The organism is Veillonella parvula, assembly GCF_002005185.1.
GTDB classification, from domain to species: Bacteria; Bacillota; Negativicutes; order Veillonellales; family Veillonellaceae; genus Veillonella; species Veillonella parvula_M.
Genome location: NZ_CP019721.1, coordinates 1,900,636 through 1,919,899, shown reverse-complemented (window position 1 = coordinate 1,919,899; position 19,264 = coordinate 1,900,636). Strand labels below are relative to the sequence as shown.

At 38.0% G+C, this 19,264-nt stretch carries 22 protein-coding genes; 20 read left to right on the top strand and 2 right to left on the bottom strand.

Features of this window, described 5'->3' with window-relative positions; genetic code table 11:
* The first annotated feature begins 223 nt into the window (after positions 1-223).
* The 11 genes from B1A77_RS08930 to B1A77_RS08880 all read left to right on the top strand — a co-directional run bounded on the left by B1A77_RS08930 (position 224) and on the right by B1A77_RS08880 (position 9,092).
* On the top strand, positions 224-718 hold the full coding sequence (locus tag B1A77_RS08930; RefSeq protein WP_004696277.1) for a YajQ family cyclic di-GMP-binding protein: 495 nt from the start codon (positions 224-226) through the stop codon (positions 716-718).
* Between the two features lie 70 nt (positions 719-788).
* On the top strand, positions 789-1,907 hold the full coding sequence (cbiD, locus tag B1A77_RS08925) for a cobalt-precorrin-5B (C(1))-methyltransferase CbiD (protein WP_077708523.1): 1,119 nt from the start codon (positions 789-791) through the stop codon (positions 1,905-1,907).
* Positions 1,883-2,509: a precorrin-6y C5,15-methyltransferase (decarboxylating) subunit CbiE gene (cbiE, locus tag B1A77_RS08920; protein WP_012864531.1), complete on the top strand. Its 627-nt coding sequence runs from the start codon at positions 1,883-1,885 to the stop codon at positions 2,507-2,509. The genes cbiD and cbiE overlap by 25 nt, the downstream gene beginning before the upstream one ends.
* Positions 2,506-3,093 carry a precorrin-6Y C5,15-methyltransferase (decarboxylating) subunit CbiT gene (cbiT, locus tag B1A77_RS08915; protein ID WP_004697307.1) on the top strand — a complete coding sequence of 196 codons (588 nt, stop codon included), beginning with the start codon at positions 2,506-2,508 and terminating at the stop codon, positions 3,091-3,093. Before cbiE ends, cbiT begins: the two co-directional genes overlap by 4 nt.
* Before the next feature lies 1 nt (position 3,094).
* The gene (gene cobM, locus B1A77_RS08910; protein WP_004696269.1) at positions 3,095-3,856 is read left to right on the top strand and encodes a precorrin-4 C(11)-methyltransferase; all 762 of its coding nucleotides are present in this window, start codon (positions 3,095-3,097) and stop codon (positions 3,854-3,856) included.
* A 4-nt stretch (positions 3,857-3,860) separates the two neighbouring features.
* The gene (locus B1A77_RS08905) at positions 3,861-5,006 is read left to right on the top strand and encodes a cobalt-precorrin 5A hydrolase (RefSeq protein WP_004696267.1); all 1,146 of its coding nucleotides are present in this window, start codon (positions 3,861-3,863) and stop codon (positions 5,004-5,006) included.
* Between the two features lie 29 nt (positions 5,007-5,035).
* On the top strand, positions 5,036-5,725 hold the full coding sequence (gene cobJ / locus B1A77_RS08900; protein WP_004696265.1) for a precorrin-3B C(17)-methyltransferase: 690 nt from the start codon (positions 5,036-5,038) through the stop codon (positions 5,723-5,725).
* On the top strand, positions 5,722-6,510 hold the full coding sequence (cobK, locus tag B1A77_RS08895) for a precorrin-6A reductase (RefSeq protein WP_004696263.1): 789 nt from the start codon (positions 5,722-5,724) through the stop codon (positions 6,508-6,510). Before cobJ ends, cobK begins: the two co-directional genes overlap by 4 nt.
* A complete protein-coding gene (locus B1A77_RS08890; protein WP_004696261.1) occupies positions 6,497-7,162 on the top strand; it encodes a precorrin-8X methylmutase in 666 nt (221 codons plus the stop codon). Before cobK ends, B1A77_RS08890 begins: the two co-directional genes overlap by 14 nt.
* A 152-nt stretch (positions 7,163-7,314) precedes the next feature.
* A complete protein-coding gene (locus B1A77_RS08885) occupies positions 7,315-8,310 on the top strand; it encodes a FecCD family ABC transporter permease (RefSeq protein ID WP_004696259.1) in 996 nt (331 codons plus the stop codon).
* On the top strand, positions 8,310-9,092 hold the full coding sequence (locus B1A77_RS08880) for an ABC transporter ATP-binding protein (RefSeq protein ID WP_004696257.1): 783 nt from the start codon (positions 8,310-8,312) through the stop codon (positions 9,090-9,092). Before B1A77_RS08885 ends, B1A77_RS08880 begins: the two co-directional genes overlap by 1 nt.
* A 67-nt stretch (positions 9,093-9,159) precedes the next feature.
* Here B1A77_RS08880 and B1A77_RS08875 read toward each other — a convergent pair whose 3' ends face one another.
* A complete protein-coding gene (locus B1A77_RS08875) occupies positions 9,160-10,101 on the bottom strand; it encodes an ABC transporter substrate-binding protein (RefSeq protein WP_004696256.1) in 942 nt (313 codons plus the stop codon).
* Between the two features lie 51 nt (positions 10,102-10,152).
* Positions 10,153-11,142: a sirohydrochlorin cobaltochelatase gene (locus tag B1A77_RS08870; protein ID WP_004696254.1), complete on the bottom strand. Its 990-nt coding sequence runs from the start codon at positions 11,140-11,142 to the stop codon at positions 10,153-10,155.
* Between the two features lie 1,075 nt (positions 11,143-12,217).
* Between B1A77_RS08870 and B1A77_RS10170 the strand changes: the two genes are divergently transcribed.
* The 9 genes from B1A77_RS10170 (at position 12,218) to B1A77_RS08820 (ending at position 19,104) form a co-directional block, all read left to right on the top strand.
* Positions 12,218-12,592 carry a hypothetical protein gene (locus tag B1A77_RS10170; RefSeq protein ID WP_077708522.1) on the top strand — a complete coding sequence of 125 codons (375 nt, stop codon included), beginning with the start codon at positions 12,218-12,220 and terminating at the stop codon, positions 12,590-12,592.
* Positions 12,593-12,601: 9 nt separating this feature from the next.
* Positions 12,602-13,246, top strand: coding sequence for a DUF805 domain-containing protein (locus tag B1A77_RS08855; protein WP_077708521.1), 645 nt, complete (start codon positions 12,602-12,604; stop codon positions 13,244-13,246).
* Between the two features lie 57 nt (positions 13,247-13,303).
* Positions 13,304-13,621 (top strand): DUF805 domain-containing protein, encoded by a 318-nt coding sequence (locus tag B1A77_RS10290; protein WP_187658820.1) that lies wholly within the window; start codon positions 13,304-13,306, stop codon positions 13,619-13,621.
* Between the two features lie 97 nt (positions 13,622-13,718).
* Positions 13,719-14,600 (top strand): sirohydrochlorin cobaltochelatase, encoded by an 882-nt coding sequence (locus tag B1A77_RS08845; RefSeq protein ID WP_008714159.1) that lies wholly within the window; start codon positions 13,719-13,721, stop codon positions 14,598-14,600.
* A gap of 206 nt (positions 14,601-14,806) precedes the next feature.
* Positions 14,807-15,661 carry a sirohydrochlorin cobaltochelatase gene (locus tag B1A77_RS08840; RefSeq protein WP_077708519.1) on the top strand — a complete coding sequence of 285 codons (855 nt, stop codon included), beginning with the start codon at positions 14,807-14,809 and terminating at the stop codon, positions 15,659-15,661.
* Between the two features lie 86 nt (positions 15,662-15,747).
* Positions 15,748-16,455 carry a precorrin-2 C(20)-methyltransferase gene (gene cobI, locus B1A77_RS08835; RefSeq protein ID WP_077708518.1) on the top strand — a complete coding sequence of 236 codons (708 nt, stop codon included), beginning with the start codon at positions 15,748-15,750 and terminating at the stop codon, positions 16,453-16,455.
* Positions 16,456-16,484: 29 nt separating this feature from the next.
* Positions 16,485-17,861 carry a cobyrinate a,c-diamide synthase gene (locus B1A77_RS08830; RefSeq protein WP_077708517.1) on the top strand — a complete coding sequence of 459 codons (1,377 nt, stop codon included), beginning with the start codon at positions 16,485-16,487 and terminating at the stop codon, positions 17,859-17,861.
* A 171-nt stretch (positions 17,862-18,032) separates the two neighbouring features.
* Positions 18,033-18,575, top strand: coding sequence for a cob(I)yrinic acid a,c-diamide adenosyltransferase (gene cobO / locus B1A77_RS08825; RefSeq protein WP_077708516.1), 543 nt, complete (start codon positions 18,033-18,035; stop codon positions 18,573-18,575).
* Positions 18,576-18,714: 139 nt separating this feature from the next.
* Complete coding sequence (locus B1A77_RS08820; RefSeq protein ID WP_004696242.1) at positions 18,715-19,104, top strand: class II SORL domain-containing protein; 390 nt, start codon at positions 18,715-18,717, stop codon at positions 19,102-19,104.
* Positions 19,105-19,264 lie beyond the last annotated feature (160 nt).

Sequence of the window (19,264 nt, the reverse complement as noted above, 5' to 3'; positions counted from 1 at the left end):
GTATTAGAGAACTTTTACTATACTTATAAAAACCTTATTAATACATAGCTAACAATTATAATTAAGAAAATCGATTTACCTAGAAAATAAGCGTATTTTAAGGTATAATTATAGAGATGTATTCCGATTTGGTGTAGTTTTACACTTTCACTTGGAATATGAGGATGATGAAAGTAATGCTATGAACCTTATGCCCAACAGGTTCAGGTGTAGGAGGTATAAAATGGCTAAAGATTGTTCCTTTGATGTTGTGTCTGAAGTGGATATGCAGGAAGTGGATAATGCGGTAAACCAAGCGAAAAAAGAGATTGGTACGCGCTATGATTTCCGTGGCTCTAAAGCAGAAATTAGTCTTGAAGGCGACACTATCAAAATCATCGGTGATGATGAATATAAATTGAATGCCATTATCGATGTTTTAAAAGGCAAGATGGTTAAACGTAACGTAGCAATTAAAAATCTTGACTACGGTAAAGTTGAACCAGCAGCAGGTGCAACAGTTCGCCAAATCATTACTATTAAAAAAGGCATTACTAAAGAAAATGCTAAAGAAGTAGTAAAAGCAATTAAAAACATGAAAATTAAGGTACAAGCATCTATCCAAGAGGATCAAGTGCGCGTATCTGGTAAGGATAAAGATGATTTGCAAGCAGTAATCCAAATGCTAAAACAATTGGATATCCCTGTAGAATTGCAATTCGTTAACTTCCGTTCTTAATACTATATGTCCATAGGATAGGTTAGTTAGACTCGTTTGAGTCTCTAATACTATCAGTGTAGGAGGCCTTATGAAAGTGGAGGACATGAAGGGTGGATATACCACAGGTTCATGTGCTACGGCAGGTATGAAAGCTGGTTTATTGGCCCTCTTAGATAAGAATATTGTGGACCAAGTGGTCATTGAGAACCCTCAAGGGCAGTACATTGAGGTTCCTATTAAAGCGGTAGAGATTATATCCGATACAGAGGCGAAGGTGACCGTCATGAAAGACGGCGGTGACGATCCTGATGTAACTCATGGCAATGATGTGGAAACGACAGTGACCCTTGATAATACTGGTGAACTGCGATTCCGAGCCGGCTTTGGTGTAGGTACTGTAACGAAACCAGGCCTTGCTATGCCACCAGGAGAACCGGCTATCAATCCAGGGCCCCGGGCAATGATGAAAATAGTTTTTGAAGAACATTGTGTCCATGGTCAAGGTGTGACGGTAACCGTTAGTGTTCCTAATGGTAAGGTATTAGCTAAGAAAACATTAAATCATACACTTGGTATCGAAGGTGGCATTTCCATTATTGGTACTACCGGTATTGTTAAGCCTATGAGTGAAGAAGGGTTTAAGAACTCGTTAGTGCCACAGTTGAAAGTTATGAAGGCTAACGGATGTGAAACAGCTGTTCTCGTACCGGGGCGTATCGGTCAAGATCTTGCAGAGCAAGTATTAGGTATTCATAAGAACCAAATGGCAGAAACGAGTAACTTTATCGGATTTATGCTAGAAAAGGCTGTACAGATTGGATTTAAGCGAATCCTAATCATCGGTCATATCGGTAAGTTAATCAAACTAGCTAGTGGTAGCTTCCATACTCATAATCGCATGAGTGATGGCCGTATGGAAAGCATCGTGGCCTATGCTGCTTTAGAAGGAGCATCCCAAGAGGTGTGTGAAGAGTTATTTAATTGCCAAACCACAGAGTCTACATTCCCTATCTTGGAGCGAGAAGGATTGACTGGTGTGTACCAACGTGTTGTAGATCGTGCATCTCTACGTAGTGAGCGCTATATTGCTAACGAAGCAGAGGTGGGCATCATTATTACGACCTTAAAGGGCGAAATCTTGGCAATGGATAAGCATGCAAAAGAGATAGGAGAACTTGAACATTGGCACATACCTTGTATATCGTAGGCATTGGTCCGGGTAATCCTGATTATGTGGTGCCTAGAGGCCTTAATTTAATTAAACATGCTACAGTATTGGTAGGCAGTGAACGTTCTTTAGAGGACTTTCAAGAGCCTGGCCAAACTACATATCCTGTAACAGGTAAGCTCAGCGTATTAGCGGAGCAAATTGAGCGTGAACTCAACGACCATGACGTTGTAGTTATGGTTAGTGGCGATACAGGCTATTATAGCTTATTGCCCTATTTAAAGAAAAAATTTACTGCTAACCCTATTGAGGTGGTGCCAGGCATTAGCTCTATGACCTTTGCCTTTGCCCGTCTTAATGAGGTATGGCATGATGCGGATTTAATGAGCTTTCACGGTCGTCAACCGGCGCCCGAAAAACTCGTATATGAAGCAGGTAAAAAGATGGGATTCTTAACTGACCCAGAATATAATCCAGCGCATATTGCGCGTATTTTAATAGATGCAGGTTGGCCAAAAGAAACGAGAGCGGCAGCCCTTGAGCGCTTGAGTTATGATGATGAAAAAATCGTAGACTCTACGCTAGAGGTGTTAACTGAGCTTGAAGGCTTTGGTCATTCTGTAATGGTGGTACTAGGATGAGACATTTTTTCGGAATTCCTGATGAGGAGTTTATCCGCGGCGATGTGCCGATGACGAAATGCGAAATTCGCAAAGCCGTTATGAATGAGGCACGCATCGAGGAGGATAGCATAGTCCTTGACGTAGGTGCTGGTACGGGCTCTATTTCTATTGAAGCAGCCTTGGCAGCTCCTAAAGGGCATGTATATGCAATTGAGCGCTTTGATAAAGGCATCGACCTTATCAATGAGAATATAAAGAAATTCAATGTAAATAATATGACCGTAATCAAATCCAAAGCTCCTGAAGGCATGGAAGAATTGCCTGAGCTTGATGCGGTTATCATCGGAGGTAGCGCTGGTGGTATGACAGGCATCATGGATGAAGCGCAACGTCTTTTAAAAGTAGGCGGCCGTCTAGTAGTAACTGCTGTAACGATGGAGACAGGTTATACAATCTTGAAAGAGTTGAAAGGTCGTCCTTTCACGTATGAAGGTTACCAAATGTCCATCAGCCGTTACCGCAAGGCTGGTCCCTATCATTTGTTAGACCCATTGAGTCCAATTTTCATTGTATCTGCAACGCGTATCGCAGAAGGAGAGTAATATGGTTGACGTACATATCGTAGGTGCAGGCCCTGGGGATCCTGAGTTAATTACTCGCAAAGGATATCGTTTAGTGCAAGAGGCAGACGTTGTTATTTACGCTGGCTCCTTGGTAAACCCTGCTATTTTAGAGGCTTGTAAACCAGGCTGTGAAATCCATAACAGTGCTACTATGAACCTTGATGAGGTTTTGGCTGTTATGAAAGCTGCCGTTGAGGCTGGTAAACGTGTAGTTCGCCTTCACACAGGTGACCCTGCTATTTACGGTGCTATTCAAGAGCAAATGGATGCATTGGCTGGCATGGGTATTTCTTATGAAGTCGTGCCAGGTGTAAGCTCTTTCCTTGCTACAGCAGCGGCTTTGAAACAAGAATATACATTGCCAAATGTATCTCAAACAGTTATTATTACGCGTATGGAAGGCCGTACGCCGATGCCTCCAAAGGAAAAATTGCGCATGTTAGCATCTCATGAAGCGACAATGTGTATTTTCCTTAGTGTTCAAATGTTAGATAAGGTTGTAGCTGAACTCATCGAGGGTGGTTATGACAAAACGACTCCAGTGGCTATCGTGGTAAAAGCTTCTTGGCCAGACCAACGCATTATTCGTGGCACATTGGAAACTATTGCGGATATTGTAGCTAAAGAAGGCGTATTGCGCCAAGCTATGATTGTAGTAAGTCATGTATTAGATAGTGAATACGAATTGTCTAAACTCTATGACAAAGGCTTTGCTCACATGTACCGCAGTGCTAAGGACTAGTAATATGAAAAATCTAGAAACTGTTGTGCCTACGACGGAAGCTAAGAAGAATAGAACGGCTATTCTTTCTGTTTCTGAACGAGGAGCAAAGCTGGGTCAACGCATCAAGTCTTTGGTGGCACCTCATGCGGATTGCTTTGAAAAAGAAAACCGTCCCTCTGGTGGTGAGGCTATTTATTTTGATTCCCTTAAAAATCATATTGGACAGATTTTCAAGGATTACGATCAAGTATTATGCATTATGGCGCTTGGCATCGTAGTGCGCATGATTGCACCATATATTGAGCATAAATCCAAGGATCCTGCGGTAGTCGTAATGGACGAAGTGGGGCACCATGTAATCAGTTTATTATCTGGACACCTTGGGGGCGCCAACGAATGGACGCAGTCCATTTCGCTGGCCATCGATGCGGACCCTGTTATTACAACCGCAACGGATGTAAACGGATTGCCTGCGCCTGACGTGTTGGCGCGCCACGAGCATTTGTTGGTAGATGATTTTCAAACCTTAATCAATGTGAACTCTGCCATCGTTGGGGGAGAGTGTATTGATTATTATATCGATGAAAGCTTACCGAATGCAGCACATTTAGAGCAAGCTGCGAAAGCTCATATTGGCGAACATGGATCGGTTCATGTTGTTTCTATGGAGCAACTTGGTGAAACACCATGTAAAAATGAAAGCGCTGAAGAGGATTCTTCTCGCGTAGTCATTACGGACAAAGTAATTACCGAATATGTTCATCAATTGATTTTGCGCCCTCGTACGTATACGATGGGTATTGGTTGTCGTCGAGGCACACCAAAGGAATTGATCCTTGACGCCATTCAACAATCGCTAGCAGTACATAAGCTTTCACCAAAGAGCCTCGTAACGGCTGCATCGGTCATCGTAAAACAAGATGAAGTAGGCCTTTTAGAGGCTATGCAAATTATGGGGTGGCCTATCGTGTTCTATACGCAGGACGATATGGCACCACTCATTGAAGAAGAAAAATTAGAAGAATCAAATTTTGTAAAAGGAACTATAGGAGTAGGAAACGTATGCGAGACAACGGCATTACTAGCGGCCAAGAGCCGAACACTAATACAGCACAAAACAATTTATCCCAAAACAACGGTAGCCATTGCACAGGTAACATCAAAGTAATCGGCATTGGCCCTGGCGATGAAGAGTTCATGACACCCCAAGCACGCGAAGCTATTTTGGCAGCTGACCGTGTTGTAGGTTATTTGACTTATCTTGACTTGATTAAAGACCTAATTGAAGGTAAAGAGACTGTAGGCACTGCCATGATGCAAGAAGTGGATCGTTGCCAACAAGCTGTTGATTTAGCAGTAGAAGGTCATCAAGTCGTAGTTGTGTCTTCTGGTGACTCTGGCGTATATGGTATGGCAGGTCTTGTGTTGGAACTTGCTAATAAAGTACCAGCAGAAAAACGTCCTTCCGTAGATATCGTACCTGGCCTTAGCGCTGTAAACGTAGCAGCATCTGTTTTAGGCGCACCTTTGATGCATGACTTTGCGGTCATTTCTCTTAGTGACTTGATGACTCCATGGGATTTAATTAAAAAACGTGCTGACCTTTGTGCGCAAGGTGACATGGTTATCTCCTTGTACAACCCACGCAGTAAAAAACGTGTTACACACTTAGACGAAGTTCGTGAAATCGTTCTTAAATACCGCGATCCTAAAACACCTGTTGGGATCGTGCAAAAAGCAGGTCGCCCAGGGCAACACATGGTAATTTCTGACCTTGAGAATTTCACAAACGAAGAAGTGGATATGCAAACACTTGTTATTATCGGTAATAGCCAAACCTATGTTGAAAATGGTCGCATGATTACACCTCGAGGCTACAAATTATGATTTGGGTCATCGCTGGTACCTTAGATGGTCGTACCTTAGCGGTAGATATTCAAGAACGGACAGGTGAAGAGGTTCTCGTTACTGTTGTGAGTCAGTATGGGGCAGAACTTGCTGCCCATAAGGGAATTACCGTTCATACTGGCCGCCTTGACCAAGAGGCTATGCAAAATTTGATTAAGGAACACAACATACGCTTATTAATCGATGCGAGCCATCCGTATGCTGCTATTGTTACAGCTACGGCTCAAGATGCAGCAAAAGCTAAAGGTATTCCTTTTGTTCGCTTTGAACGTAAAGAGGTACCATTACCAGATTATGATAAATTACATATCGTAGTGGATGAGGTAGAGGCCGCAAATTTAGCTGGCAAATTGGCAAAGGAAAATAACAAACATGTGTATTTGACCACAGGTAGTAAGACAATGCACATCTTTGCTAAATCTGATGCTTTACAAGATTGTGAAGTATGGACACGTATTTTGCCGACTGCAGAGGTGTTACAAATGATGGAAGACCTCAACGTGAGTCCTAAGCGCATTGTTGCTGTTCAAGGTCCATTTTCTTATGATATGAACCGCATCATGTTCCACGATACACAGGCAAGCGTTGTAGTTATGAAAAACTCTGGCCTTGTAGGTGGTGCTGATACAAAATTACAAGCTGCTATGGATCTTGGTATCCATGTTATTGTTATCGATCGTCCGCGTGTTAAACTTGAAAGTCACGTGGTATCATCAAATGATGAATTCTTTAAATTATGGGAGGACACTAATGGATTACGTTAAAAATCCTAAAGCTATTGAAGATAAAAGCATGGAAATCATTTACGATTATGTAAAGGATTTAGGCTTAACAGATGATGAAGTGCGCGTAGTATCTCGTACAGTACATGCGTCTGGTGATGTCGAATATGCTCAACTCGTAAAAATGAGCCCTGATGCTGTTCAAAAAGGTATTGAAGCATTGGATAATGGTGCAGACATTTATACAGATGTAGAAATGGTTCGCACAGGTATTTCTAAGCCAGCTCTTAAAATTCGCGGTAATGAAGTGCACTGCTTAATTAAAGATGAAAACGTAGCTAAAATGGCTAAAGAGTTAGGTGTAACTCGCTCCATTGCAGCTATGCGTACCTTTGGCAAACAATTAGAAGGACAAATTGTTGCTATCGGTAATGCTCCAACTGCATTGTATGAAGTGTTGCGCCTTGCTCTTGAAGAAGGCATTAAACCAGCTCTTATTATTGGTATCCCTGTAGGCTTTGTAGGTGCTGCAGAATCCAAAGATTATTTGATGGAAGTATCCCCAGTTCCTTACATCACTGTAAAAGGCAACAAAGGTGGTAGCCCAATCGCTGCTTCCGTATGTAATGCATTGCTTTACACAGACGTAAAACGCAATGACATGCTTTTTGTAGAAGGTAAAGAATCTAAATAATACAAAACCCGAATCGTGTTTTAGTAGTTTTGCGATTCGGGTTTTACTGTATATATTTTTCACAATAATTAGCTAAACATAAATTAGCTAAACACGATAATTATACTATAGTAAATTTCTTATAATATAGTTAATTTTGAGAGGGGGTTCATATGGCATCAAGTAATAAACGAAAATTATTTCGTGTATCAGTGATTTGTATCTTAATCATCGCCGTTATTATGAGCATGATTATATCTCTTATTTGGGGATCAACACCCGTATCATTAGCTGAGATTTGGCATACATTATGGTCTAGTGAACTAACTGATACATCTTCACAAATTATTTGGAATATTCGATTGCCTCGCAATATTGTAGCTGCGTTAGTGGGGGCTTGTCTAGCTGTATCTGGTGCAATTTTGCAAGCAGTTATGAAAAATCCCCTAGCAGATCCACAGATTGTAGGGGTATCCTCTGGTGCCGGATTAGCTGGTGTTATCATATTTATTTTATTTCCTGGGTATGATCATATAGTTCCTTTAGTGGCCTTTTTAGGTGCTATGGCTGCAGCACTCATGGTGTATGCATTAGCATGGAAAAATGGAGTGCGACCTAGTCGTATTATCTTAGCTGGTGTTGCGGTCGCAGCCTTTTTAGGATCAGGTATTTCAGCACTACTTGTATTCTTTGGTGATCGTGTACAAGGGGCATTGCTTTGGATGGTAGGAGGACTCGCTGCACGCAGTTGGCCTCAGGTAGAAGTGCTGTTTCCATATGCTATAGTTGGACTTATTTTTGCTTGTTTAGGAGCTAAACGACTTACCATTTTAAGTTTAGGTGACGAAACTGCAAAGGGACTAGGCCTTAAGGTAGAACAAACACGGTTTATTATGACTGCAGTGGCTGCTCTTTTAGCGGCTGGTGCTGTAAGTATAGCTGGGCTTATCGGATTTGTAGGTTTGGTTATTCCCCATATGTTACGTCTTATAATCGGTAACGACTATGCATATTTGCTGCCTGGATCCGCATTATTAGGCGCCTTAGTTCTTGTTGTCAGTGATACAATAGGACGTGTTATGTGGAGCCCTATAGAGGTACCAGTGGGTATTATTATGGCATTCTTTGGAGCTCCGTTCTTCTTGTATCTGTTGAGGAGGGATAACTAATGAATACCGCTATTGATGTAAAACAGTTATCCGTAACTCTTGGTAATCGTCATATTCTACATGACATTAATGTATCGGTCCCTATCGGTAAAATTACGACATTAATAGGGCCTAATGGTTGTGGTAAAAGTACGCTTTTACGATCTATGATCGGATATATCCATAGTCCTCATGAATGTATTACCATATTTGATAAACCGTTACAATCATATTCTCAAAATCATCTGGCACGGCAAATGGCATTTTTGCCACAAGTACCGAATATGCCAAAGGATATGACTGTAGAAGAATTGGTATATTGCGGACGGTATCCATACCAAACATGGTGGAAAAACACGGCTAAAGAAGATCGTGAAATCGTTGACTATGCGTTAGATATTACGAAAACGAATCATTTGAGAGAACAATTAATTCCATCCCTATCTGGTGGCGAACGGCAACGCGTTTGGATTGCTATGGCGCTAGCACAGCAACCAAAATTATTAGTATTAGACGAACCAACAACATATTTAGATATTAATCACCAGTTAGAAATTATGGAGTTATTGAAACGATTAAATAAGGAACAAGATTTAACCGTTCTCATGGTACTTCACGAACTTACACAGGCGGTTCAATATTCACATTATATGGCTGTTATAAAAGAAGGTCATTTAATAACGTCAGGAGAGACAAGTAAAATTATATCGGATGAGTTGTTTAGAGATGTATTCTCTGTAGATGTACAACTTGATACTTTTGATAATAAAAAATATGTGCGCGTAAAAGGACTAGTTGAGTAGTTTGATACTAATTGAAAAAGAGGGCATTCCCTTTTGGGGGATGCCCTCTTTCGTATGAAGTAATATATTAGAATGTAACATTAATACCGTATGCTTCTTTAACTAATCGTGCCATAGCTTCAGGTGTTTGTAGACCTGGGTTTAATAGGAATAGTTTGGATGGTAAGTATATTACGCGGTTATTTTGTACGGCTTTTAAATTGGCCCATGCAGGATTATCTGTCATAGCTTGTTTCATAGCTTTTGTAATTTCTTCTTCTTTACCCATTGTAACAACAAAGATAATATCAGGGTTATCTGCAGTCAATGTTTCAAGAGAGTAAGGGACCGTTTTGTCCTTCGTTGTACCATCTAGGTGAGAGGAGACAACATTTGTCATACCTAGTTCTTTTACCATTGATGCAGTAACTGCTTCATCAGTTTCGGCAGTTACACCCTTTCCTGTGGCACGTAACACGGCAACACGTGCAGGTTGTTGATTCTTAACTGCATCTTTTACCTTGGTAATATTGTTTTCATAGGTAGTAATAACAGACTTAGCCTTATCTTGATGATTAGTTAATTCGCCAAGAAATGTTAACATTGGTACATTATCTTTAATACCATCGTAATCAAAAAGTACGGTTGGAATATTATTAGCTTGTAATTGAGATTCATATTTTTTATGTTGATTTACTAAACCCAATACTACATCTGGCTTCAAGCCTAATAATTGTTCCATGTTGATATTTGCAGTTTGACCAAGAGCTGGTAGAGCTTCTAACTCTGGTGCTAGTTTATCCGTTGTATTGGCACGGCTAATAGCCTTACCATCGACAGCATAAAGCATAGATAAAACAGAATTAGATAATACAGCAATTTTTTGTGGATCCTTTGGTACAGTATAGGTTTGGCCATTAAAGGTCAATTCCTTCGTAGTAGCAGAAGAGCTGGATGTGGTTTTACCACACCCAGCTAGTGCTAGTACAATCATAACCAAAGCGATACTACCGAGTAGTAGTTTTTTCATGATGTACTCCTATGAATGTTATATATGCAATAACGATCTTAGTTATATTGATTATTTTTCTAATGCATCCCAAGCTTCGTTAGCACGTTCAACGAATAAGTTACGGATGTTTTGGTTTTCACCTAAACCATGGATGTAAGTGTCAACTTTGAAGCCTTCTTTTTCAAGAATGGATTTGTGGGAATCTGGTTCGTTACCAGCCATGTCGTTGTTTGCATGGTCACCAGCAACCATCATGAAAGGCATCAATGTAACATGTTTAATACCATGTAATTTCAATTGAGGGATAACTTGTTCAAGATTTGGTGTACCTTCTACTGTGTAGATGAATACATTTTTCATGCCAAGAGTATGGATACGGTCTTGAATTACAGAATAGTATGCATTGGAAGGATCTGGAGTACCATGAGCCATGATAAGAAGACCATCTTCTTTACCTAATTTAGGGAATTGGGATTGAACAGCTTTTAATGTTTCAATAACTTGGTCAGTTTGGTTTTCTTGACCCATCCAGTACATAAGAGAAGTACCGAGTGTCATTTTTTTGAAATCATTTTTGTATAAATTATATACTGCTGCATCGTAGTTATATTCCATACCAGGAATTACATCTAGAGATGCCAATGCAACGCGAGTGTAACCATCTTTTTTAAGTTCAGCTAAAGCTTCTTCAGGTGTAGGGTATGTAATGCCTTCTTTTTGTTGGATACGATCACGAATAATATGGCTTGTGAAAGCAGTTATCACTTTAGTATTTGGGTGTGCTGCCTTAATAGCATCTACAGTAGCATCGATTGTTTTCACACGAGTATCTTTATAAGTTGTACCAAAGCTCATAACAACCATAGCATCTTTGTTTGGCAAGTTTTGTAAAGCTTCTGTATTATGTGTACGAACACCAATTGCAGCGGCTTCTTTCAATGCTGGTGTAGGATCTTTTACTTCCTCATTTAATTGATATGCAGCATTAGATACAACTGGTGCACCAAAGGATACTGCAAGACCTAGAATAGCGGATGCTAAAGCTAATTGTTTTTTCATTTCTATACTCCTATCTATAACTATAACTACACTAATATGCAATCATTTACATAGTTCTATTATATGAAAACTATGGATTCATCGCATATATATAACCTTATTTCAATCGTAACAAAGCGGAAAACAGGTGTCAATAAACCCTATACCCCTAGAAGTATAAGGAATTTGAGAGATTATTAATAAATTAATGTGATGAATAAAGTATGATAGTACATTTTATAATTATATTCTTGTTGGTTATAAGGATATGAATATGTGAATATATGAGTAATTTTATTTTAAATATATTTTGATGGGGCCCAATAATATTACTACAACTACCTTAAAAATGACGACCTATACTTGTTTGCTCCTCGTTCCTGATGTCGCTGCACAAGTACAGGTCGCCATTTTTATTACTTTAGTCATATAGGTGTCCCATCAAAATATGCTATTATAAGAAATATAAAAAATATTTTAGTAAAATAAAATTACAGAAGTTGTAGTGGCTATGGAAGGCCCTTTTATCAGATTTATTATGCTTAAAAATATTACATATATTAATAAGAATTTTAAATTTTATGGGTGAGACATAATATATGATTTATAATCTATTAATTTGGGGAATCAGCATATGGTTAATATATGATATTTTTCTTATGCATAAAGCAAAGAATAAATCACAAGTCTTAATAGAGTCTATATTGCTTGTGATATTAATTGCTGGATACTTAATAAATCAATTATATGAAGCTAACTATTTTGTATCAGATACATATTTTTATTCAGGTATGGTATTAGCGGTTATCATGTATTTTTGTATATTATGGTTACATAGATATAAATATAAAAATAGTGATGATGAAAGAAAAAAGAAAAGTATAATTAATTCAATTCTAACAATTCATGCAATCATGTTTTTATATGGATTAGTGTTAGTTTGGATAGTATTCTTTTAGATTTTAATATGATTCTTAATTAAAAAATGGTGTTGTCCTCCTTTGAGTTCAACACCATTTTGTGTATCTTGAAGTAATAGTGTAATGTATATATTAAATAGATTATAGTACTATAGTTTTAAATTAGTAGGGTAGATATGTTTGAGAATACTGTAATTGGCCTCTTTGGCTTATTAATGGTGAATTATCACGTTATTATAGCTAGACAGCAAATAGTTAAAATTGTAATTGGTATCTTAGGGAATTGTTTCTTCGGACTTACATTATTTAGTGGTTATATTGCGTTGCCTAGTTATATGATAGATTTGAAGTATATTTTAATAATTATTCTTTGTATCGCTTGTGTATATGATTTATGGCGAAGTAATCGCAGTGGTACGATCACAGCTGGTGACAAGAGAATGTATGATATCATTGTAAGTCGAATTAGGTTCATCATTATCTTTTTTCTTGTTTTATATAGTATAGCAGTAGTTGGACTAATAAAGGTAATGGGAGAGATTATATTGTAGAAGAGGAGAATGGAAAATATAAAATTTTATTTGATCAAGGGTGGAAGGATATTACAAAATATGATCTTGAAAGATATTATAAGCGCAAAAGCAATTAAGGACGAGTTATTTTTGTTAAGAACTAACGTTAAATCTTTAATGTTATCATGGCGTATTACTCGTACTCCTTACTTACTTTCTATAATATTAGTATATTTTTCTTATATTGCTATGCCAGGACTAACATTTAATTCCTTACCAGAGTATGAAGAGAGTGTAGTGTCTTTAATTGGATATACTAATTTAGTAATATCGTTAGTAATTTTTTCTTTACTAGCAATTAGACGAGTTCTAGATGTTAATCAAAAATGGATTTCAGGATTTGTAATAGTAGCCGGTATATATACGTTGTACACTAATTATTTAAATTATTTACCACCTATATTAGAGGTAACATATACAGAGGATTCCTTGATTACAAATATGTCAGTTAATTTAAACATATTGGTAGTAGGGTTATTAATATTATCTTTGTTTCCTAGTAATGAATATAATAATGACTATGGCTTATCAAATTGTATTGAAAAGGTGGGGTCTAGCTTTATAAGAATTGACTATGGCGGGTTTGAACAATTTTTAGATGAATTTTCCTTATATAAAATCTTACCGATTTAAAAAAAAAGCTTATCGCTTGAGTTATTTAACTGGAAGGGCCGTATATCAAGAGGTGAATTGATATATTATTATATAGTATATCAATTCATGGTTCTATTACTTGTAATATTAATTTATTTAATAGGGACTATTTTACCTACAATATTATTAAAGAATATATTTTTATCATCTATTGTAGCTATTTTTTTGATTTGGTGTTTTATATATTTATTAAAAGTACTAATTCTGCGGTTACATGATTCTTATAGTAGTGCTTTTTGGTTATTTGGGGTGTTCATACCTTATGTAAATGTATATGTACTATATCTAATATTATTTAAAGGTTCATGGCGGTACATTGATGCCAGTGCAATTAGTGATAATATTTCTCATTGACTTTCGTAGTTCAATCATGTATTATTGACACATAGTAGTTGATAACAATTTTCAATTGTGAAAGTTGTTTCATGTATGAGTAATATGGAGGTCACATATGAAAGGCATAATTATTGCATCCTTTGGATCAATTTACCAAGATGCTGTGGAGAAATCCATTGGCAGTATAGAGAAAAAAGTACGTTCCATGTATAGCGATATGGAGGTACGCCGTGTATTCTTATCTGATGCATTAGTAGAGAAGTGGAATGAGAAGTACGAAGATAAGATTTCTTCTTTCACAGAGGCTATGCAAGATTTCGCTCGTATGGGTATCGATGAGGTGTACATTCAACCTATTACATTGGTGGCAGATCAGTGCTACCAACAAATGCGCAAACAAGCATTAAAATTTTTACATAGCAATGAATATGGTTTTAGTCAGGTTAATATTGGTAAACCATTGCTTACCTCTTTAGGTGTAAAAAATTATGCCGATGATTATGAAGCAACATTAGAAAGCATTGTTCGTCATGTTAATACAAAAGCACTTAATAAATCTGTTGTACTCATGGCGAATGGTCAAAATCAATTAGAGTTCAGTACTTTGCAATTAAAGGCTATGTATGGAGCAGCGCCAAACGTAGTAGTATTTACTACAAATGGTTTCCCTACCTTCAAACAAGCTCTTACTTTCTTGGATCGTATGGGGCATAAAGATTTGTTAGTTGTACCATTGGCTCTTATAGGTTCTACACATTTAATGGACTATCTTGGCGGTGAACGCTCCGATTCCATTTATGCTTTACTCGCTGAGGAAGGCTACAATGTAGATATCTGGAATGAAGGGCTTGGGGAAAACCCATATGTACAAGATTTGTTCTTGAAACATTTAGGTCAAGCTATCCGTATGTCTGATCGGAAGCGGCCCATGCCTAGAGAATCCGTAAAACCTGTCATGACAAATTCTCGCTTAGAAGCGCAAGGTTTGATTTCTTAATATTTGCTATTGCATAATTAGACATACATTACTCCATCCCTTTACATTAATAAAAATCCTCCTTGTTGGATATCCAATGAGGAGGATTTTTACTTTTACCATGAAAGATAAGAATAATTTCTATTTTATACGTACCACGGTATGCCCCTAAAGGATGGTCTATGGTATGATTAAGATACATTAATAGTTAATATAAGGAGACATTCATGAAACAAGCTATCTTAGTTGTTGCCTTTGGATCCACTGTGGACAGTGCTCGTGAACATAATATCGATTCCGTAGTAGAACATATTCGTAAATCGTATCCAGATTATACGGTGGAATTAGCTTTTTCGTCTCGTATCATCGTTAAGCGATTACGTGATCGTGGTATTGAGATTCCTACTGAACAAGGGGCGTTAGAAAAACTAATTCAAGAAGGTTATACACATGTATATGTGCAGCCACTCCATTTCACCGGTGGTGAGGAGTTCGATAAATTGAAAAATAATATTCTTGCTCATGAGGGTGAAGGACAACTTGAAGTGTTGCGTGTAGGTAGACCTCTCGTATACTACATGGGACAAGAAGAGCATCCAGATGATTATCAAATCTTGATTGACCGTTTCATTAAATCTCTTAATATTTCTAAGGATGACGGTTTGTTAATGGTTGGTCATGGAGGTCTTGGCTCTGGAAACTCCTCGTATGGTAATTTACAGTTCAAATTGATTCGTGCTGGTCTTACGAATGTACGTATCGCTGTGCTAGAGAATGCTCCTTATGTGGCCGACGTAGCAACACCTTGGGAGTGGCTCGATGGTAAGCGCCCAAATACGATTTATTTACATCCATTATTATTAGTCCTTGGTGATCATGCGCAAAATGATCTCTTTGGCGATGAAGAGGATAGTATAGTGAATGAACTCGCTGAAGCAGGTTATGAGGTTAAACCAATCAATGCTGGTTTAGGTGAGTACGAAGTAATTCAAGATATTTTCCGTCAGCATTTACAAGATTGTATCGATGATTTGTATGGCAAACGTAGTGCTCATCGTCCTACAATACCAAATATTAAATAGTGCCTTTGTATATATTGCATAAATTAGTTATAATAAAAGATATTGCAATTATAAATAGAGTGTAGCTATAAGAAGAGGAGATACCCATGAAAGGTAAATTATATGGTATTGGCGTAGGCCCTGGCGATTCTGAATTGATGACTGTGAAAGCTGCTCGCATCGTAGGTGAAGCAGATATTATTATCACACCTAAAACAGAAAAGAAAGATGGTTCCGTAGCCCTTGATATTGCATCCCCATATATACAAGAACATACAGAAATCGTTCCCGTTGTATTCCCAATGGTGTTGGATGATTCTACGCAAGAGGAAGGCTGGCAAGAGGCTAAACGCATTATCTTGTCTTACTTAGATGAAGGTAAAAGTGTTGTATTCTTAACATTGGGTGACCCGATGTTCTATAGTACATATATGTATGTATATCGTTTGATTGAAAATACAGGTCATGAAATTGAAACAATTCCTGGTGTGACTGCATTCTGTGCTATCGGATCTCACCTTGGCTATCCAATTGTAGAGAAGGAAGAGGTATTGGCCATCGTTCCAGCTACAGCGCCTAAAGAAAAAATCGATGCTGTATTAGCTGTTGCAGATGATGCAGTTATCATGAAGGTATATAAAAACTTTGATGAAGTACAAGAAACCTTGATTAAACATAATATGGCAGATGATGCGGTTATGATTAGCCGTGTAGGCTTGCCTGATGAGCAAGTATTTATAGGTTTAGATAATATGCCAAAAGATACTAAACTCAACTACTTATCTACAATTCTTGCAAAACGCAAGGATCGTTAACAAACACATCGTATTACGAGGTAATATCTATGAACACAGTACAGATTCCACGTGTTGTCATTGCTGGCACTAATTCTGGTGTTGGTAAAACAACTATCGTAGCGGGCTTATTGGCCGCTTATGCAAATGGTGGACGTACGGTGCAATCCTTTAAAGTGGGCCCGGATTATATTGATCCGGGCTTTCATAAAATTGCATCCGGCCGTGACAGTTATAATTTAGATACGTGGCTTGTGCCACCTCATAAATTAAATCCTTTCTTTGCTACTATGGCGCACGATGTAGACCTTGCCATTATTGAAGGTGTTATGGGCCTTTATGATGGTGGGCGAGAAGGTGTTAGCTCTACAGCTCAAATTGCTAAACAGTTAAATGCACCAGTGGTGCTCGTTATTGATTGCAAGGCTATGGGTGAAAGTGCGGCTGCTATTGCAAAAGGTTTCCGTGATTATGACCCAGAGGTAAACTTTGGCGGTGTCATCTTGAACCGCTTAGGCTCAGCTAATCATGAGCGTATGGTTCGTGAAGGGATGGATAAAATTGGCGTACCTGTTATTGGTGCCATTTATCGTGATGATCGTATGCATTCTCCAGAACGTCATTTAGGACTTACACCGGTTACTGAAATTGATCCAACAGAGGCGATTAATACGATTCGAGAAGCTGTTGAGAAAATGGTAAATCTCGATGCACTATTGGAAATTGCTACTAATGCACCAACTATCGAACTACCAGATGCTATAGATGTTAAAACCATTGAAAAACGTGTGAAAATCGGTGTAGCTTATGATGAGGCGTTCTCTTTTTACTATCCAGCTAGTCTTGCTGCGTTAGAGGAAAAAGGGGCTGAGCTTGTTTATTTTAGTCCGCTTAATGATTCGGTAATTCCTGATGTAGACGGACTTGTATTTGGGGGTGGCTTCCCAGAAATGTTTTTATTCCAGTTATCTAGCAATGAGTCTATGAAGGAATCCATTCGCCAAGCTAATGCACAAGGTATGCCTATTTATGCCGAATGTGGTGGCCTTATGTATCTTTGTGAAAGCATTCATGATTTTGAAGGTTTTGTATATAAAACTGTAGGTATTGTACCTGCCAATTGTGTGATGCAACAAAAGCTTCAAAAGGTGGGGTATGTTACAGCAACTGCAAAGAGAGATACTTTATTAGGCGCTATGAATACAGCTATTCGTGGTCATGAGTTCCATTTCTCTACAATGGAGCCAACTATAGATGACTTCCCATGGGCTTTTCATTTAGAAGGAGGCCGTAAACCTCAATCGTATGACGGCGGCTATGCAACAAAAAATGTATTAGCTTCTTACTTACATTTGAACTTTGCTGGCTCTGATGAAGGGGCACAACACTTTGTTGATACATGTGCTACTTATAAAGCTCAAAAGTAATTGATGTATTTAATCGGTTTATATCATTAAGTATTATCGCAATTACATTTATAAGTATTATCGTAAATACATTCATAAGTATTGTTGCGATTACATAGCTAAGTACTAGTGAGATGTTATTGATTGGGAATAGTTAGTTCTAAGGGGCAGGTTCGTATTAAAGGAGCTATTATGAATGAACGAGGTTTAATTCTAGTTAATACAGGCAATGGTAAAGGTAAAACAACAGCTGCTTTAGGTGTTGTTTTGCGTGCTGTTGGACAAGGTTTCAAGGTTCTTATATTACAATTTATTAAGAGCGGCAATGGCTATGGTGAATTGGCAGGTCTTGCTAAACTAGGTGATCAAGTTGAAATTCGCTCTATGGGAAAAGGCTTTATTTACTATAAACGGGATGAAGTTGGGGAAGCTGAGCTTTCTCGTCACAAAGAAGCAGCACAAGTCGCTTGGCGTACATTAGTAGAGGAAGTAAATTCCGACAAATGGGATCTAATTGTTATGGATGAAATAAATAATGCCATTAATTATGAGCTTATCGATGTGCACTCTGTAGTGGAAATGCTTAAAAATAAGCCAAAAAGACTTCATGTTGTTTTGACGGGGCGTTATGCTAAACCTGAAATCATTGATATGGCGGATACTGTAACAGAAATGAAGGTAGTAAAGCATGCTTATGAAAAGGGCATAAAAGCTGCTAAAGGAATAGAATTTTGATTTAATTCAAAAAAATCGAAAAAAATCGAAAAAGAACTTGCTAAAACTATATCGAAAATGTATAATATAGTCATAAGCACAGAGGTGCTCAATATTCTTGACATTAAGTATGTATATAAGACTAACCAGGAGGTTAACTATGGCTGTACATGATTACATTAAATCTGGCGATTTCGCTACTGAAAAACACGTTCCTGTTATCGAAACAGTTGACACTGTAAAAGCAGGTGAAACATTCCACGTTACTTTATCCGTAGGTAAAGACATTGCACATCCAAACACTGTAGAACATCACATTGATTGGATTAAATTGTACTTCGTAGCTGAAGGCACTCAATTACCATTCGAAGTTGGCGCTATCGAGTTCAACGTTCATGGTGACGGTGCAACTGCAAACGAAGGTCCTGTAGCAGCAGTTTCTGAAGGTACTTTAGCAGTAGCTTTGAAAAAATCTGGTAAATTGATCGCTGTTTCCTACTGCAATATCCACGGTTTGTGGGAATCCGAAAAAGATATCGTAGTTGCTTAATTAACTATTACAACTAATAAAGACCAGTCCTAGGGCTGGTCTTTTTGTATATCTATGTGTTCACATAGTTTAATAATGAGGCAAAGTTAAACTTTTAATAGTAGATATTTAATGGCATTATGGCTGATACATGTTAGGATTGTTTAATGCATATTCATAA

Coding starts and splice junctions, on each gene's coding strand:
- B1A77_RS08930 (WP_004696277.1), top strand. CDS start 224: ATGGCTAAAGATTGTTCCTTTGATGTTGTGTCTGAAGTGGATATGCAG.
- cbiD (WP_077708523.1), top strand. CDS start 789: ATGAAAGTGGAGGACATGAAGGGTGGATATACCACAGGTTCATGTGCT.
- cbiT (WP_004697307.1), top strand. CDS start 2,506: ATGAGACATTTTTTCGGAATTCCTGATGAGGAGTTTATCCGCGGCGAT.
- cobM (WP_004696269.1), top strand. CDS start 3,095: ATGGTTGACGTACATATCGTAGGTGCAGGCCCTGGGGATCCTGAGTTA.
- B1A77_RS08905 (WP_004696267.1), top strand. CDS start 3,861: ATGAAAAATCTAGAAACTGTTGTGCCTACGACGGAAGCTAAGAAGAAT.
- cobJ (WP_004696265.1), top strand. CDS start 5,036: ATGACACCCCAAGCACGCGAAGCTATTTTGGCAGCTGACCGTGTTGTA.
- cobK (WP_004696263.1), top strand. CDS start 5,722: ATGATTTGGGTCATCGCTGGTACCTTAGATGGTCGTACCTTAGCGGTA.
- B1A77_RS08890 (WP_004696261.1), top strand. CDS start 6,497: ATGGATTACGTTAAAAATCCTAAAGCTATTGAAGATAAAAGCATGGAA.
- B1A77_RS08885 (WP_004696259.1), top strand. CDS start 7,315: ATGGCATCAAGTAATAAACGAAAATTATTTCGTGTATCAGTGATTTGT.
- B1A77_RS08880 (WP_004696257.1), top strand. CDS start 8,310: ATGAATACCGCTATTGATGTAAAACAGTTATCCGTAACTCTTGGTAAT.
- B1A77_RS08875 (WP_004696256.1), bottom strand. CDS start 10,101: ATGAAAAAACTACTACTCGGTAGTATCGCTTTGGTTATGATTGTACTA.
- B1A77_RS08870 (WP_004696254.1), bottom strand. CDS start 11,142: ATGAAAAAACAATTAGCTTTAGCATCCGCTATTCTAGGTCTTGCAGTA.
- B1A77_RS10170 (WP_077708522.1), top strand. CDS start 12,218: ATGTTTGAGAATACTGTAATTGGCCTCTTTGGCTTATTAATGGTGAAT.
- B1A77_RS08855 (WP_077708521.1), top strand. CDS start 12,602: ATGGAAAATATAAAATTTTATTTGATCAAGGGTGGAAGGATATTACAA.
- B1A77_RS08845 (WP_008714159.1), top strand. CDS start 13,719: ATGAAAGGCATAATTATTGCATCCTTTGGATCAATTTACCAAGATGCT.
- B1A77_RS08840 (WP_077708519.1), top strand. CDS start 14,807: ATGAAACAAGCTATCTTAGTTGTTGCCTTTGGATCCACTGTGGACAGT.
- cobI (WP_077708518.1), top strand. CDS start 15,748: ATGAAAGGTAAATTATATGGTATTGGCGTAGGCCCTGGCGATTCTGAA.
- B1A77_RS08830 (WP_077708517.1), top strand. CDS start 16,485: ATGAACACAGTACAGATTCCACGTGTTGTCATTGCTGGCACTAATTCT.
- cobO (WP_077708516.1), top strand. CDS start 18,033: ATGAATGAACGAGGTTTAATTCTAGTTAATACAGGCAATGGTAAAGGT.
- B1A77_RS08820 (WP_004696242.1), top strand. CDS start 18,715: ATGGCTGTACATGATTACATTAAATCTGGCGATTTCGCTACTGAAAAA.